General features: G+C 72.7%; 16 protein-coding genes. 9 read left to right on the top strand and 7 right to left on the bottom strand.

Going from position 1 to position 14,424, the window contains the following annotated elements; translation table 11 throughout:
• Positions 1-65 precede the first annotated feature (65 nt).
• The 4 genes from ABZ693_RS16590 to ABZ693_RS16575 all read left to right on the top strand — a co-directional run bounded on the left by ABZ693_RS16590 (position 66) and on the right by ABZ693_RS16575 (position 5,235).
• Positions 66-1,040: an ABC transporter ATP-binding protein gene (locus ABZ693_RS16590; RefSeq protein ID WP_359877156.1), complete on the top strand. Its 975-nt coding sequence runs from the start codon at positions 66-68 to the stop codon at positions 1,038-1,040.
• Positions 1,037-1,792, top strand: coding sequence for an ABC transporter permease (locus ABZ693_RS16585; RefSeq protein WP_359877153.1), 756 nt, complete (start codon positions 1,037-1,039; stop codon positions 1,790-1,792). The genes ABZ693_RS16590 and ABZ693_RS16585 overlap by 4 nt, the downstream gene beginning before the upstream one ends.
• A complete protein-coding gene (locus ABZ693_RS16580) occupies positions 1,789-3,756 on the top strand; it encodes a TOMM precursor leader peptide-binding protein (protein WP_359877151.1) in 1,968 nt (655 codons plus the stop codon). The genes ABZ693_RS16585 and ABZ693_RS16580 overlap by 4 nt, the downstream gene beginning before the upstream one ends.
• A 99-nt stretch (positions 3,757-3,855) precedes the next feature.
• Positions 3,856-5,235 carry an amidohydrolase gene (locus tag ABZ693_RS16575; protein ID WP_359877149.1) on the top strand — a complete coding sequence of 460 codons (1,380 nt, stop codon included), beginning with the start codon at positions 3,856-3,858 and terminating at the stop codon, positions 5,233-5,235.
• 154 nt (positions 5,236-5,389) lie between these two features.
• Here the strand turns inward: ABZ693_RS16575 and ABZ693_RS16570 are convergent, their stop codons facing one another.
• Together ABZ693_RS16570 and ABZ693_RS16565 are read right to left on the bottom strand one after the other, a co-directional pair.
• Positions 5,390-5,596, bottom strand: coding sequence for a DUF397 domain-containing protein (locus ABZ693_RS16570; protein WP_359877146.1), 207 nt, complete (start codon positions 5,594-5,596; stop codon positions 5,390-5,392).
• Positions 5,593-6,432, bottom strand: coding sequence for a helix-turn-helix domain-containing protein (locus ABZ693_RS16565; protein WP_359877144.1), 840 nt, complete (start codon positions 6,430-6,432; stop codon positions 5,593-5,595). The genes ABZ693_RS16570 and ABZ693_RS16565 overlap by 4 nt, the downstream gene beginning before the upstream one ends.
• 340 nt (positions 6,433-6,772) lie before the next feature.
• Here ABZ693_RS16565 and ABZ693_RS16560 point away from each other — a divergent pair, with 340 nt between their 5' ends.
• The 5 genes from ABZ693_RS16560 (at position 6,773) to ABZ693_RS16540 (ending at position 10,292) form a co-directional block, all read left to right on the top strand.
• Positions 6,773-7,189, top strand: coding sequence for an ATP-binding protein (locus ABZ693_RS16560; RefSeq protein ID WP_359877207.1), 417 nt, complete (start codon positions 6,773-6,775; stop codon positions 7,187-7,189).
• An 86-nt stretch (positions 7,190-7,275) separates the two neighbouring features.
• Positions 7,276-7,677, top strand: coding sequence for a hypothetical protein (locus tag ABZ693_RS16555; protein WP_359877142.1), 402 nt, complete (start codon positions 7,276-7,278; stop codon positions 7,675-7,677).
• Between the two features lie 164 nt (positions 7,678-7,841).
• Positions 7,842-8,138, top strand: coding sequence for a hypothetical protein (locus ABZ693_RS16550; protein WP_359877140.1), 297 nt, complete (start codon positions 7,842-7,844; stop codon positions 8,136-8,138).
• A gap of 4 nt (positions 8,139-8,142) precedes the next feature.
• Positions 8,143-9,108: an ATP-grasp ribosomal peptide maturase gene (gene tgmB, locus ABZ693_RS16545; RefSeq protein ID WP_359877137.1), complete on the top strand. Its 966-nt coding sequence runs from the start codon at positions 8,143-8,145 to the stop codon at positions 9,106-9,108.
• A complete protein-coding gene (locus ABZ693_RS16540; protein WP_359877134.1) occupies positions 9,105-10,292 on the top strand; it encodes a methyltransferase domain-containing protein in 1,188 nt (395 codons plus the stop codon). The genes tgmB and ABZ693_RS16540 overlap by 4 nt, the downstream gene beginning before the upstream one ends.
• Here ABZ693_RS16540 and ABZ693_RS16535 read toward each other — a convergent pair.
• The 5 genes from ABZ693_RS16535 to ABZ693_RS16515 are packed head-to-tail and all read right to left on the bottom strand — an operon-like array spanning position 10,211 to position 14,335.
• On the bottom strand, positions 10,211-10,543 hold the full coding sequence (locus ABZ693_RS16535) for an AMP-binding protein (protein ID WP_359877132.1): 333 nt from the start codon (positions 10,541-10,543) through the stop codon (positions 10,211-10,213). The genes ABZ693_RS16540 and ABZ693_RS16535 overlap by 82 nt on opposite strands.
• Positions 10,544-10,583: 40 nt before the next feature.
• Complete coding sequence (locus tag ABZ693_RS16530) at positions 10,584-11,249, bottom strand: S26 family signal peptidase (RefSeq protein ID WP_359877129.1); 666 nt, start codon at positions 11,247-11,249, stop codon at positions 10,584-10,586.
• Positions 11,246-13,201 (bottom strand): ABC transporter ATP-binding protein, encoded by a 1,956-nt coding sequence (locus tag ABZ693_RS16525; RefSeq protein ID WP_359877126.1) that lies wholly within the window; start codon positions 13,199-13,201, stop codon positions 11,246-11,248. Before ABZ693_RS16525 ends, ABZ693_RS16530 begins: the two co-directional genes overlap by 4 nt.
• Positions 13,198-13,740, bottom strand: a complete 543-nt coding sequence (locus ABZ693_RS16520) for a TlpA family protein disulfide reductase (protein WP_359877123.1) — start codon at positions 13,738-13,740, stop codon at positions 13,198-13,200. Before ABZ693_RS16520 ends, ABZ693_RS16525 begins: the two co-directional genes overlap by 4 nt.
• Positions 13,649-14,335 carry a MauE/DoxX family redox-associated membrane protein gene (locus ABZ693_RS16515; RefSeq protein WP_359877120.1) on the bottom strand — a complete coding sequence of 229 codons (687 nt, stop codon included), beginning with the start codon at positions 14,333-14,335 and terminating at the stop codon, positions 13,649-13,651. Before ABZ693_RS16515 ends, ABZ693_RS16520 begins: the two co-directional genes overlap by 92 nt.
• Between the last annotated feature and the right edge of the window lie 89 nt (positions 14,336-14,424).

Raw genomic sequence — 14,424 nt, 5'->3', positions numbered from 1 at the left:
CCGAGGCCCACCCCCCAGACCTCCCGACGGCGAAAGAACACGCAACTCATGAATGAGGTACCCGTATGACCTCCCCCTCCCCCTCCACGGATGCCGTGGCCGTGCCGGCCGTCGCGGTCGACGCGGTGACCAAGACCTACGGCGACCGCAAAGCCGTCGACGGGGTCTCCCTGACGATCCGGCGCGGCGAGTTCTTCGGGCTGCTCGGCCCCAACGGCGCCGGCAAGTCCACACTGGTGGAGATCATGGAAGGGCTGCGCAAGGCGGAGTCCGGCTCGGTCGCGGTGTTCGGCGAGTCGCCGTGGCCGCGCAACACCGCGCTGCTGCCGCGGATGGGCGTGCAGACCCAGTCGTCGGCGTTCTTCGTCCGGCAGACCGTCCACGAGCATCTGCGGACCGTCGCCGCGCTGTTCGGCGCGCCGTCGAAGGCGGTGGACGAGACCCTGGAGGCGGTGGGCCTCGGCCAGATGCGCGACATCCGGGTCGACAACCTGTCAGGCGGCCAGCGCCAGCGGCTCGCCATCGCGTCCGCGCTGGTGCACGGGCCGGAGCTGATCTTCCTGGACGAGCCGACGGCCGCGCTCGACCCGGAGGGCCGGCGCGATCTGTGGGAGGTGCTGCGGGATCTGAAGGCGGAGGGCCGCACCATCGTCTACACCACCCATCACCTGGACGAGGCGGAGGCGCTCTGCGACCGCGTCGGCATCCTGGTGGCGGGCCGGCTCGTCGTCACCGACGAGCCGCAGCACCTCATCAACACCTTCGGCGCGAGCAGCCGGCTGCTCGTCCCGCTCGGCCGGATCGACGAGGACCAGGCCCGCGAACTGCCGGGCGTGGACGGGGTGATGGTGCAGGGCGGGCATCTCGTCCTGGAGACCCGCGCCACCGGCCAGGTGCTGTCCGCGCTGGACGCGCGGGGCGGCCTGGACGGGGTGCAGACGCGTACCCCCAGCCTCGAGGACGTGTACCTCGAACTCACCGCCCGGCAGTCCCCCCTCGCGTCCCAGCACGCCTCGAACAACCAGGAGCAGCAGGCATGAGCGCCTACTCCGCCCTGACCGCCGCGGGCTACCGCGCCCAGGTCCGGGACAAGACGACCGTCTTCTTCACCTTCGCCTTCCCGCTGGTCTTCCTCGTCGTCTTCGGCCTGGTCTTCCGCGGCAAGGCCGTCGAGGAGAGCGGCTTCTCGTATCTGTCGTACACCGCGTCCGGCGTGCTCTCCTGGGGTGTCGCCAACGCCGCCGTCTTCGGCATCGGCTTCACCCTGATGCAGTGGCGGGCGGACGACATCCTGCGGATGATCCGGATGTCCCCGGCGCCGCTGTCCGCCGTCATCGGCTCGCGGTACGTGCTCGCGCTGGGCGTCGGCCTCGCGCAGGCGGTGCTGTTCGTGGGCGTCGCGATGCTGCCGGGCTTCGGCCTGGTGCCCGCGTCCCGCTGGCCGCTGCTGATCCCCGTCCTGATCCTCGGCATCACCAGCTTCCTGCTGCTCGGGGTGACCATCGGCAGCATCGCCGACACCCCCGAGTCGGTGGCCGGCATCGCCAACTTCATCATGCTGCCGATGGCCTTCCTGTCCGGCTCCTTCTTCCCGCTGGACTCGATGCCGGACTGGCTGCAGAAGATCTCGCTGGTGCTGCCGCTGCGCTACCTCAACGACGCGGTGTCCGGCTCGCTGACCGGCCGCGGCGACCTCGCCGACATCGGCATCGGCTGTCTGGGGCTCGTCGTGTTCGCGGCGATCTTCGGCGTGCTCGCGGCACGCACCTTCCGCTGGACGAAGAAGTCATGACGACGACCACGCCCCGGCCGCTCGCCCAGCCCATGGAGCGGGCCCGCGCCGCCCTCCAGGCCACCCTGGAGGGCCGGTTCGGCGCCGGCGCGCCCCGGGTGGTGACGGTCGGCGCGGTCGCCGCGCGCGGCGGGGACGGCGACGCGCCGGACGTGTGGGCGGCCGACCGACCGGCGGCCCGGGTGCATCTGACCGCCTCGGCCGTCCTCGTCGGCCCCTGGGGCGGCGACGGCACCGCCCCGGCCTGCGGCCGCTGCCTCGCACTGCGCTGGCAGCGGCTGCGCAGCCGCAGCGAACGCGACGCGCTGGAACTCGGCGGCCTCGACGGGCCGCGCCCGGCAGGCGCCTGGCCGCTGCTGCCCGCGCACGTCCACGACTCGGTGACCGCGCTGGTCGAAGCGGTTCTGGACGGTTCGGCGGTGCTTCCGGTACCGCCCGCCGAGCACCCGGCCGACCGGGCCCTGCCCCAGGTGACCCGGCTCGACCTGGGGAACCTGACGGTCCGCACGTACCCCCTGCTCGCCGATCCGCTCTGCCCGGACTGCGGTCCGGGCGCCCGGGTGCCCGAGGCCGCGGACGTCGCGCCGCTGAGCCTCGTCTCCCGGCCGAAGCCGGACCCGGACGGCTACCGGCTGCGCTCCGCGTTCGCGATCCCGATGCCGGTGGACGCGCTCGCCAATCCGGTGTGCGGCGCGCTGGGCGCCTCGACCTGGACGGACGTCACCTCGTCGACGACCGCGCCGGTGGCCGGCAGCGTGTTCATCCGCGGCTACGCGGGCCTGCACGACGTCACCTGGAGCGGGCAGGAGAACTCCTTCGCCACCAGCCGCCGGCTCGCCTTCCTGGAGGGCCTGGAGCGGTACGCGGGCACGCACCGGCGCGGCGGGCAGGCGCCGGTCGTCGCGGCGTACGACGAGCTGGGCGCCGACGCCGTCGACCCGCTGGAGTGCGGGGTGTACAGCCCGGAGACATACCGGGACGACCCGCTGGTCCGGCCGTTCGACCCGGCTCAGCCGATCCCGTGGGAGTGGGGCTGGTCGCTGCGCGACGAGCGGCCCGTCCTCGTGCCGTCGCGTCTCGTCTACTACAGCGCGCCGCTGGCCGGCGACGACTTCGTCTTCGAGTGCTCCAACGGCTGCGCCATCGGCGGCTGTCTGGAGGAGGCGGTGCTCGGCGGGCTGCTGGAGCTGATCGAGCGCGACTCGTTCCTCAACGGCTGGTACGGGGCGGCCCGGCTGCCCCGGATCGACCTGGGGACGCTCGGCAGCCCGACGGCCGCCGCGATGGTCGAGCGGGCCGCCCTCCAGGGCTACGACGTGCACGCCTTCGACAACCGGATCGACCTGCCGGTGCCGGCCGTCACGGTGGTCGGCGTCCGGCGCGACGGCGGGCCCGGCACCCTGTCGTTCGCGGCCGCCGCCTCGCTGGATCCGCGCGCCGCGGTCGAGGGAGCGCTGTCGGAGGTGCTCAGCTACATCCCGCACCTGACCCGGCAGACCGCCGAGCGGCGGGACGAACTCGAGGCGATGGCCGACGACTTCGGGCTCGTACGGCATCTGAAGGACCATCCGCAGCTGTACGGGCTGCCGCGCATGGCGTCGTACGCGCGCGGCTACCTGGAGCCGTCACAGGCCCGCCCGTTCGACGAGGTGTACGCGGACTGGCAGGGGCACGGCCGGCCGCGCACCGGCGATCTGCGGGACGACGTGGCGGTGGTGCGCGACGCGCTCGTCGGCGCGGGCCACGACGTGATCGTGGTCGACCAGACCTCGCCGGAGCAGGAGCGGATGGGGCTGCGGACGGTGGCCATGGTGGTGCCGGGACTGCTGCCGATCGACTTCGGCTGGAACCGGCAGCGGGCGGTGCTCATGCCCCGGCTGCGCACCGCGCTGCGGCGCGGCGGGCACCGGGACACGGACCTCACCGAGGCGGAGATCCGGATGGCCCCGCATCCCTTCCCTTGAGCCCTCGGCTTCAACGACTCTCTTGTTCCGTACGCCTGTTCCGGGCCTCCGTCGCACCCGTGACGGAGGCCCGGGCCGTTCCTCTCCCGGAGTGCGCCGATGACCTCGACCGTCCCGTCCCCGTCCCGTGTTCCCGGCGCCGGCCCTGATTCCGGCTTCGGCTCCGGGCCCGGCTCCGGTGAGGCGGATCTGCTCGTCCGGGCCGGGCAGGTGCTGCGGCCGGCCCTCGGCCTCTACCTGGACCTGCACGCGCATCCAGAGCCCTCCGGCCAAGAGGCCCGTACCGCCGAGGTGTTCGCCGAGCGGCTCGCGGCGGCCGGCCTGGAGGTCACGCGCGGAGTGGGCGGCCACGGGGTGGTCGCGGTGCTGCGGAACGGGCCCGGGCCGAGCGTGTGGCTGCGGGCGGAACTCGACGCGCTGCCGATGCGGGAGGAGACGGGCCTGCCGTACGCCAGCCGGAACGACGCCATGCACGCCTGCGGCCACGATCTGCACCTCGCGGCGGCGGCGGGCGCGGCGGAGCTGCTCGCCGCCCTGTCCGAGCGGTGGCGGGGCACGCTCGTGGTGGTGGGCCAGCCCGCCGAGGAGACGCTGACCGGGGCGGAGGCGATGCTGCGGGACGGGCTGTACGAACGGTTCGGCCGGCCCGACGTCGTCCTCGCCCAGCACGCCGCCCCGCTGCCGTCCGGCACCGTCGCGCACATGACGGACGGCGGCCCGCCCGTCACCGGGGCCGGCGTGGTCCTCGACGTGACGCTGCACGGCCGGGGCGGCCACGCCGCCACCCCTCACCTGGCGGTGGACCCGGTGCTGGCCGCCGCGTCCGTCGTCACCCGGCTGCAGGGCGTGGTGTCCCGCGAGGCCGCCCCGTCCGCCCAAGTCGCCGTGAATGTGGGCACGTTGCGGGCCGGCACCGCCGCCAACGTGATCCCGGACCGGGCCACGCTCGGCGTCGGGGTGCGCGCCGCGAACGAGGCGTCGCTGGACCGGGCACTGGCCGCCGTACGCCGGATCGCGCACGGCGAGAGCGTGGCCGCGGGCGCGCCCCGGGACCCGGAGGTGACGGTGGTGTCCCGGTCCGCCGCGCTGCGCTGCGATCCGGCGGCGACGGCCGCGGCGTGGGGCGCGCACGCGCGGCTCCTCGGGCCGGGGCGGGTGCTGCCGTGGCCGGGGTCGCTGGCGACGGAGGACTTCCCGCTGTTCGGGGACGCCGGGGCCGGGATCCACGGGGAATCCGGGATCCCGCTGGTGTACTGGATGCTGGGCGTGGCGGGCGAGGAACGCCCGGACGGGGAGCCGCCCGCGCCCAACCACTCGCCGCACTTCGCGCCCGATGTCCGCACGGCGCTGCGGCCGGCGATCGCCGCGCCGACCGCGGCCGCGCTGGACCACTTCGCCGCCGGGGCCGGGGCGGGGTCCGAGCCCGGGTCCGAGCCCGGGTCCGCGGAGGGGTCAGGAGCCGTCGCCGAGGGGCAGTGACCGCAGCTCCTTGCGGAGGATCTTGCCGGGGGTCGCCCTGGTCGGCCTCGCCCTGTCCCCCTGCGGCAGGCCACCCGCACCTGACGCCAACGCCCCCGTACGGCCCTGAGGGGCCGTACGGGGGGCGTCTTTGTCGTGCTGGACGGCGTGCGCGTCAGATGCCGAGCTGACCGGCCTTGACGCCGGCCGTGAACGACGCGAACGCGGAGGCAGAGACGCTGAGCGCGGGACCGTCGGAGACCTTCGAGTCACGGACGGGGACGACGCCACGCCGGGCAACGAGGTTCGTGGCGACCTCGACGCAGTTGCCGTCGTTGTTGCTGTAAGAGGACTTGAACCACTGCGGGTGCTCGGTCGTCACGGGTAAGCCTTTCGTGCTTCTTGGATCATGGCCACTGATGCCGCGTGCGGTAGGGCTTCGGCTTGCAAGTGATGGTAGGCCGTGAGCAGCCCGAGCACCGAGCCCGTGTGGCGCTCCATGTGGCCTCGGATCTGCGATTCGGCGTACGCAAGAACGGTCATGTCCGGGAGAGTCAGCAGGTTGAGCGGCAGATCAAGCGCCCGTTGCTCGCCCCGCGTGAAGGGGGCAATCTGCATGACAGTGTTGGGCTGTTCTGCGACGTCCAGCAGTCGGTCAAGCTGTTCGGCCATGACCTGGGAGCCGCCGACTTCCCGGCGGATGCAGCTCTCGTCCATGACTATCAGTCGCATCGGCGGATTGCTGCGATCGAGGATGTCCTGCCGTTGCCCGAGGAACCGAACGCGGCGCTCCGCCCGTTCAGGCGTGATCGCGCCACGTCGAACGTTGCTGTCGGCCAGGCAGCGAGCGTATCCGGGCGTCTGCAACAGGCCCGGGATGATGCCAATTTCGTACAGCCGAATTTCTACGGCCTTCCCTTCGTTGGCCACGTACTCCGGGAAACCTTCCAAGAGGGGCCCCGGTCTGGTCCTGTGCCACCGGCGCTCGAACGAGCCCTCGGAGCCCTTGGTTTCAAAAACCTCGTCCATCTTCAGCGAGAACGGAAGGGAGGGTGGCTTACGGCAAGTTTCGACAGCGGAAATGTGCTGGCTGGAGTATGCCGATCGGGTAGCTACTTCCTCCTGACTCCACCCCCGTTCGTCGCGCATCCTGCGTAAATGGGCGCCGTACGCTGCCTTGGGGCTGGACTCTGCGTCCAGCGGCTTCCTGTTGGTCACGCTCTCTTCCTTCCGATGGGGCTAGTTGAAGGGGGTGCGCTCTGTAGGTCACGCTAGCGGGACTTCGGTGGCGACGGCACAACAACGGGTGGCGAAGCTGTGTCCACACACGGCCCTCCACCCGCGCTCTCGCCAACGAGGCCGCCTGACCTCGTATGTTCGTGCCGAGGGCACAGGCGGGCCAGTGGAAAAATCCGCCCCGAACGAGTGGCGCCCGGGGCGGACCTGTCGCAGTGAAGCGAGAGGACGGTCACCCGTGTCCAACGACCCCGACACGCGGAATCCGGCCGTGGGCCGGTCCGCGATCGACACCAGCACCACCCCGCCGCACGCCGAAGTGATGACGTGCTGCTCCCCGCCGACCGGCACCCCGAACGTGCTTCTGCTCGCCGGCGCGATCGAATCGGCCGCTCATGCCCGAGACTTCGTCCGCACGTACGTGTGCGAGACGTCGCCGACCGCGTCCGGCACACACCTCGACGACGTCACCTTGGTAACCAGCGAACTGGTCACCAACTCGTACCGCTACGGCACCGAGCCGGGCGACATGATCCGGGTCGTCCTCCACATCGACGACGCGCGAACGCGGGTCGAGGTGTACGACCCTGTACGTCGTCGACCGCGCCACCGGCCAGAGTCCACCGACCGCACCCGCGGACACGGCCTGTTCATCCTCGACGCGGTCTGCGGCGGGATGTGGGGCTGCGAGGACCAGCCCTTCGGAAAGTGCGTGTGGGCGGAGATCCCATGCCGCTGACCGCCCAAGCTCCCCACCCCATCCGCCCCATCCCGGGCTCCGGGTTCGTCGCCACACTCATAACGGCCAGGTGGACCGAAACAACCGTGGACACCGGCCCGTTGGCGTGGCTGTTCATCGGGCATCCCGGCCCCCGCCGCAACGGCGAGACGCCCACGACGGTGGAAACCGGCCTCTTGGACATGGCGCACGCTCTCTGCCTCGCCCCCGCGTCCCAGAAGACGCCGAACATCGGCGGGCGGGTGATGCTTCGAGCCGGCACCGCCGCCCTGTCCTACGGCCACCCCACGACCGTGATGCGCCTGCCTCCCACGTCACGACAGTGGATGTCTCACATCGCCCTCGGCGGTCTGGCAGTCGTCGCCCTGGGGCTCGACCCGATCCCGCCCGGCACGGGACAGGATGGCATCGACGAGTACATGCACCGCACCGGCATCCGCGACCGCCTGTACATGGGGATGACCAGCCTCCGACGACGCTGGACGTAGCGAACGGGCCGCCCCGGAGTATTAGGGACCCCGGGCCGACCCGCCACGCCCGAGCCTACAAGCCCCGTCCCGAGCATGTGCTGCTCTCTGCGCGCGGGACGGTCCACCGCACCACACGCCGCCCCGCCATCCGGCGAGGCCAACTGATGCAGGAGGAACAGCACATGAGCACGACGACCATCGCCCACCCGCGGGAAGTGTTCCCGCTCGCGCCCGAGCGGACGCGCGGCTTACACACCAGCGAGCCGCCGAGCACCCAGGGCGACCGCCCGTGGATCCTCCAGTTCGCCCGCACCCCCCAGCAGCCGATCACCATCCCCCTGGCCGTCTACGACGACGCGCAGCAGGTCTCCCTCTCCCTCTACGGCGGACCGCTCCCCTTCATGCAGACGGAGACGCCGACCGTGCCGGACGGATCCACCACCAGCCCGCCGCCCCTCGACGAGGGCCCGAAGGACTGACCCCATGCCCACCGTCCTCGTGATCGCAGCACGCACCGACTGGCCGACCGATCGCGTCGTCCAGGCCCTCACGGACGGTGGGGCGGAGGTGTTCCGCATGGACACCGCCGAGTTTCCGCAGCAGCTCTCCCTCGCCGGGCGCATCGACGCCCGGCGGGGGTGGGCCGGCGGACTCACCACCGCCCACCGCGCCCTTGACCTGTCCGACGTCGCAGCGGTCTACTACCGCGCCCCGAACCCCTTCGAGTTTGCCGACGGCATGTCGGAGCCCGAGCGCCGGTTCGCCGCCGCCCAGGCCCGCGCCGGTCTCGGCGGCATCATCACCGCGCTCGACTGCCGGTGGGTCTCGCACCCGGCCGCTATGTCCCGCGCCGAGTACAAGCCCCTCCAGCTCGCCACCGCGCAGCGGGCCGGCCTGTCCATCCCGCCGACGCTCATCACCAACACGCCGGACGCCGTCAAGGCGTTCGTCGGTGATGTCGGCGGACAGGTGATTTGCAAGCCGGTCGCCACGCCGGTGTTCATTGAGGGCGACCAGCTCAAGACCGTGTACACCCGTCGCGTCACCGAGGCCGACCTCGCCGACCTCGCCGGCCTTGACGCCACCGCCCACCTGTTCCAGGCATGGGTGGACAAGGCGCACGAGGTACGCCTCACCGTCGTGGGTGAGCGCCTGCTCGCCGCCGAGATCCACGCGGGCAGCGAGGCCGCACACACCGACTGGCGCAGCGACTACGGTTCCCTCGCCTACCGCACCACCGACACCCCCGACCACGTCGCCGACGGCGTGCACCGCTACATGAAAGACCTCGACCTGAGGTTCGCCGCCATGGACTTCATCGTTACCCCCGACGGGGAATGGGTCTTCCTGGAAGCCAACCCGTGCGGCCAGTGGGACTGGATCCAGCACCGCACCGGCCTGCCCATCGCCCAGGCCATCGCCGACGAACTACGAGGAGTACCCGCATGAGCAAGCCCCACTGCGAAGAGGTACGGCCCCACATGGTCGCCCTCTCGGCCACCCTCGTTCAGGCCGGCGCCATCCGAAGCACCGAGTGGGCGCAGGCGTTCGCAAACGTCTACAGGCATGTGCTCGTACGCACTTGGTTCCAGCAGGAGACAAACGACAGGGGCATTGCCGTATGGCGCATGCACAGCGGTGCGATCACGCCCGAGGATCTCGCCACCGTCTACAGCGACCAGACCCTCGTGACCGCCCTCGACCCGGACACCGCCAAACGGGTCGACGACACCGCGTGGACCGGCATCCCCACATCGTCCAGCACCCTGCCCAGCCTCATGGCCGGCATGCTCGAAGACCTGGCCGTCGAGGACTATCACCGCGTCCTCGAAATCGGCACCGGCACCGGCTACAACTCCGCCTTGCTCAGCGCCCGGCTCGGCGACGACCTCGTGCACTCCGTCGACATCGACCCCGCCCTCGTCAACACCGCGCAAGAGCGCCTGAAGTTCATCGGCTACACCCCGCACCTGGCCGTCGGCGACGGCACCCTCGGCTACCCCACCGGGGGAACGTTCGACCGGATCATCGCCACCTGCTCCGTACCGGCCATCCCCGCGGCCTGGATCGAGCAGAGCAAGCCCGGAACGGTCATCGTGTCCGACATCGCCCTCGGCATCGAAGGCGGAATCGCCCGTCTGGAGGTCGACGAGACCGGCCACGCCGCCGGCCGCTTCACCGCGACGTCCGGCCGCTTCATGGCCGCCCGTACGGACGCCCGGACGTACCCGGCTCGGCAGCGGCCCCCGCTCCTCCCCGAAACGACGACCAGGCCGACGGCTGTCACGGCCGCCGACATCCGCGAGCACTACCCCTTCCGCCTCCTCCTCGCCTTCCACCTGCCCGAGGCAGAACTCGTCTACCACCGCGACGCAGCCGGAACCCTGTCACTCCAGATCCAGGGCCCCGACGGATCATGGGGCCGCACGCCCCTCGCCGGCGACGACACCGGACTCGTCACCTGCGGCGGCGACCCCGCCCTCTGGGGCCAGGTCGAGAACGCATGGCGCTGGTGGAACACCGCCGGCCGCCCCGCGCACGACCGGTTCGCCTACACCCGCGAGACCGACGGGAGCGCGTACGTGCGGTACATCCCCGATGGCACCCGCTGGAACCTTCCCGCCCGGGGTTGACCACCGCGCACAGACGAGGAGTTGGGCGCGTTCAGCCCCACCACGTCCCCGGGTCGCAGCCCCCGCGCGGCGAGCGCCCCCGCGAACCGGTCGACGCTCTCGGCGAGTTCACCGTAGGTGAGAGTCCGGCCGGTGATCCCGTCGACGAGCGCGTCCCGCTCCCGGTCCCCGTCGTCGAGCGCGCCGAACAGCAGCTCGTACACGGTGACGTCCGGCAGGACGACATCGGGGAGGGGACTGCGAAGGATCACGGGATCTCCTGAAAAAGAGCCCGCGCGGGCCGGCCGGGGGTCAGGTCAGGGGGCGGAGGACCACGCCGAGCAGGGTGTCCGCGGGGAAGTATCCGACCTGCCGGGAGTCGATGCTGGCGGGAGGGTTGTCGCCGAGGAGGACCAGGCGTCCGGGCGGAACGTGGGCCTCGGGGACGGCGGTCAGGGCGGGAACGTCACCGCGCGGGACACGGTCACCGGGCGCGGCGGCCACCCGTTTGACGATCCAGTGCCGGGAGTGGCGGGCGCCGGGCGGCACCAGGACGACCACGTCCCCCCGCCGGGGCCGCCCCGGTCCGCGCCGGACCAGCAGGCGGTCGCCGTCGCGGTAGGCGGGCCGCATGCTCTCGCCCCGCACCGTGACGACGACCAGCCGGCGGCCGAGGAGGACGATCCCGGCCAGGGCCAGGGTGAGCACGGCGGCGATCACGGCGGCGGCCAGCGCCGAGGCCGGCCGGCCGCCCGCCCCCAGGGCGCCGGCGGCCGGCCAGGCGGCGCCGACGGCGAGCGCGAGGCCGGTCCGGACCCCGGGGGAACGGCGCGGTCCGGGGCCGAGGAGGCCGATGTCCGGGCCGGGCGGGGCCGGCGGTCCGGCGTCGGGGGACGGCTGCGCGGTACGAAAAAGCGACGGGCCCCGGAAACCGGACCGCGGCGGGCGGTGGGGGCCGGGAGCGGGGGCGGGTGTCATCCCCGGCCTCCTGCCACCGCAGCGGGAGTCGCGGTCGGGGACTTGGTCCGGGGCGGGGCGTCGTCGGGATCGTCGCGATCCGTGGCGGCCTGATAGCCGGAGGCCTGGAGGGTGAACAGGCGCGCGTACGTGCCCCGCGCCGCCATCAGGGACTCGTGGTCGCCCCGTTCCACGACGCGGCCCCGGTCGAGGACGACGATCGCCGCCGCCTGGCGTACGGCCCCGAGGCGGTGGGAGATCAGCAGGCTGGTGCGGCCTTCACGGTGGCGCCGCAGGGCCGTGTGGATCTCGTGCTCGGCGGCGGCGTCCAGGCCCGCCGAGGGCTCGTCCAGGATCATCAGGTCGCACCGGTCGCGCAGGAGGGCGCGGGCGAGGGCGAGGCGCTGCCACTGTCCGCCGGAGAGTTCGACCCCCGCGGCGGGATCCTGCTCCGCGCCGGGGAAGAACCTGCGGGACAGCAGCGTGTCGTAGCCCTGGGGAAGGTCCGCGAGCCGGGGGTGGATCCCGGCCCGTTCGGCGGCAGCGCGGACGCGGGGGTCGCCGCCGAGGTCCTCGTGGCCGTCGAAGGCGTCGAGATCGCCGAGGGCGATGTTCTCGGCCGCGGTGAGGTCGTAGGTCATGTAGTCCTGGAACACGGCGCCGACGCGGCGGCGCAGTTCCCCGGGGTCGAGTGCGCGGATGTCGACGCCGTCCCACAGGACGGCGCCCCGGGTCGGGTCGTACATCCGGCACAGGAGTTTGACCAGGGTGGACTTGCCGGCCCCGTTGAGGCCGACCACGGCGAGCGACCGGCCGCGCGGAATGGTGAGGTCGACGCCGCGCAGGACCCAGGGGTGCTCATCGGAGTACCGGAACCAGACGTCCCGCAGTTCGATGCCGTGGCGCAGCGGTTCGGGGGCGCGGGGCCGGGCGGGGACCGGGAGATCGGGGCCCGCCTCGGTGACGGCGGCGTAGTGGTCGAACATCAGGAGGGCCTGGTGGGTGAGGGCGATCTCGCCCGCCAGGGCGGTGAGCGCGCTCTGCACGCCCGCGATGGCGGCGATGAAGACGGTGATGTCACCGATCGACAGGGCGCCGGTGCGCGCGGCGTGGACCGCCCACAGCAGGCCGCCGCCCGAGACGGCGGCCGCCAGGAGCCCGAGGCCGGACTGGAGTAGGAGGTCCTTCCGGTCGACGGCGCGCTTGGCCGCGTTGGCGGACCGGCGTTCGGACTGCATCCGGCCCCGCAGGAAGGTGCCGAGGCCGAACAGCCGTACCTCCTTGGCCGCGTCGACGGTGGTGAGCAGGTCGGCGTAGAAGACCTCCCGGCGTTCGGCGGGGCCGATGTCCCAGAACATCCGGGCCCGGCGCCGGGCGAGGGTGAGCTGGGCGGCGAGCACCGGGAGGCCGGCGGCGAGGACGAGTCCGGTCATGACCGGGCTCAGCACCAGCATCGAACCGAGGAAACCCGTGATGGTGACGGCGGCCTGCACCGTGCCGAGGATGCCGTCGACCGACTGGTTGGGGGACATGCGCCCGGCCTGTTGCGCCAGCCGGAGCCGGTCGAGGAAGCGGGGGTCCTCGAAGCGGCCGAGTCCGGTGAATCCCTGGACGGCCGCGAACAGCCGGTCCTGGGCGAGCAGTCCGACGGCCCGGTCCAGCTCGGAGCGGAGGTAGCGGGCGGCGTGCGGGGCGAGGGCGGTGAGCAGTCCGGCGCCCGCCAGCGCGGCGCCGAGACCGAGGAGGGCGCGGGCCCCGGCTCCCGTGGTCATGCCGTCCAGGAGGGCCTTGGTGCACCATGCGGCGGCCACCGGGAGGACGGCGGAGAGAAGGGTGACCGCCGTGAAGAGGGCGAGCATGCCGGGGGCGGCGCGGAGGGCGAGAACGCCGGCGGCGACGGCGTTGCGCAGGACGCCGGCCTTCCGGTCCCGGGCGGGGGCCGGTGCCCCGCGGGAAGCCGTCGGGGATGTCATGCCACGGCCCGGGTGGCTCGGTCGAGATCGACACGGTCGTCGGTGACGACGACCTCGCCGTCCCCGCCGCGGGCGACGCGGAGGACCGTGGGGTACGCGGTGGCCTGGAAGGCGGCACCGACCGCGCCGTCGGTCTCCTCCAGGACCACGTGGGCCACCGGTGCGAGGGCGTCGACGAAGGGGGTGGCCGCCTCGGCCGAGCCGGCCACCACGGCGAGGACCCGGTCCCGCCCGCCGGGCAGGGCACCGGCGTACGCGACGAAGCCGGGCAGCTTCTTCCGGCAGGGGCCGCAGGTCGGGGAGAAGAAGGCGACCAGCGTCTCCTCGGCGATGCGGTCGCGGGCGACGATCTCCCCGCCGACCGTCAGGGCGGCGAAGTCCCCGATCCGCTCCCCCACGGCGGGACCTGACGTGCCGGTGCCCAGCTCGGTGAGGAGGTTCTGCTGGTCACGCAGCCGCTTGACCACTCCCAGGGTGAGGACGAGATCCAGGGCGCACAGCGCCCCCACGAGCAGCAGGCCCGCGATCAGGAACGGCATGGGGTGTCTCCTCTTGACTCGGGTGCCGCCGGGGCGGCCCGGGGCGCGGCCCGGGCCGCCCGGGGGCGGGGCGGAACAACTGGACGATGTCGTCGAGCGTCGCCACGAGCGCGGCCAGGGCGGCCCCGCCGGCCGCGGCGATCACGGCTCCGCCGGGGTGCGCGGGCGCGTCGGAGGCGGGGCCCAGGACGAGGGCGACGCCGAGCCCGGCGAGGGCGGCGAGAACGAGGTTGCGCACCAGGTGGCGCGCGCCGAGCGGGGTCGCGGAGGTCCCGAAGCAGCGGCACGGTGTCGTCTTGCCGCGTCGTACCGCGACGGCGATGGACAGGGCGAAAACGCCGAGCAGCCCTGCCGATACGAGGAATCCGGCAGCCTGGACGGCGGTTTCCGGCCACGGCATCAGAAGGGGTACGGAATACTCGGCGAGAATGACGGAAAGCGCCACCGACTTTTTTCCGACGGGCGGAACCAGTGGCATGTCGTCCAGTGATTCCGTGAATTCCCGGAAGGCCCGCACACTCGATGTCTTGCTCACCGCCGATACCAGGAACACAATCCCGATGAGGCAGCGGGCGGCCAGGGCCAGGTAAGCCATGAGCTCTCCTTACGGCGGAGGGGCCACGACGGGCACGGACGAGGGGCGGCCCGCCGGACGGCCGGCGCCCCTCGTCCGTCACCTCGCGA

Source organism: Streptomyces laurentii, from assembly GCF_040635425.1.
Taxonomy (GTDB): Bacteria; Actinomycetota; Actinomycetes; order Streptomycetales; family Streptomycetaceae; genus Streptomyces; species Streptomyces laurentii.
This window is presented reverse-complemented; position numbering and strand designations above follow the sequence as displayed.

Coding starts and splice junctions, on each gene's coding strand:
- ABZ693_RS16590 (WP_359877156.1), top strand. CDS start 66: ATGACCTCCCCCTCCCCCTCCACGGATGCCGTGGCCGTGCCGGCCGTC.
- ABZ693_RS16585 (WP_359877153.1), top strand. CDS start 1,037: ATGAGCGCCTACTCCGCCCTGACCGCCGCGGGCTACCGCGCCCAGGTC.
- ABZ693_RS16580 (WP_359877151.1), top strand. CDS start 1,789: ATGACGACGACCACGCCCCGGCCGCTCGCCCAGCCCATGGAGCGGGCC.
- ABZ693_RS16575 (WP_359877149.1), top strand. CDS start 3,856: ATGACCTCGACCGTCCCGTCCCCGTCCCGTGTTCCCGGCGCCGGCCCT.
- ABZ693_RS16560 (WP_359877207.1), top strand. CDS start 6,773: ATGACGTGCTGCTCCCCGCCGACCGGCACCCCGAACGTGCTTCTGCTC.
- ABZ693_RS16550 (WP_359877140.1), top strand. CDS start 7,842: ATGAGCACGACGACCATCGCCCACCCGCGGGAAGTGTTCCCGCTCGCG.
- tgmB (WP_359877137.1), top strand. CDS start 8,143: ATGCCCACCGTCCTCGTGATCGCAGCACGCACCGACTGGCCGACCGAT.
- ABZ693_RS16540 (WP_359877134.1), top strand. CDS start 9,105: ATGAGCAAGCCCCACTGCGAAGAGGTACGGCCCCACATGGTCGCCCTC.
- ABZ693_RS16530 (WP_359877129.1), bottom strand. CDS start 11,249: ATGACACCCGCCCCCGCTCCCGGCCCCCACCGCCCGCCGCGGTCCGGT.
- ABZ693_RS16525 (WP_359877126.1), bottom strand. CDS start 13,201: ATGACATCCCCGACGGCTTCCCGCGGGGCACCGGCCCCCGCCCGGGAC.
- ABZ693_RS16520 (WP_359877123.1), bottom strand. CDS start 13,740: ATGCCGTTCCTGATCGCGGGCCTGCTGCTCGTGGGGGCGCTGTGCGCC.
- ABZ693_RS16515 (WP_359877120.1), bottom strand. CDS start 14,335: ATGGCTTACCTGGCCCTGGCCGCCCGCTGCCTCATCGGGATTGTGTTC.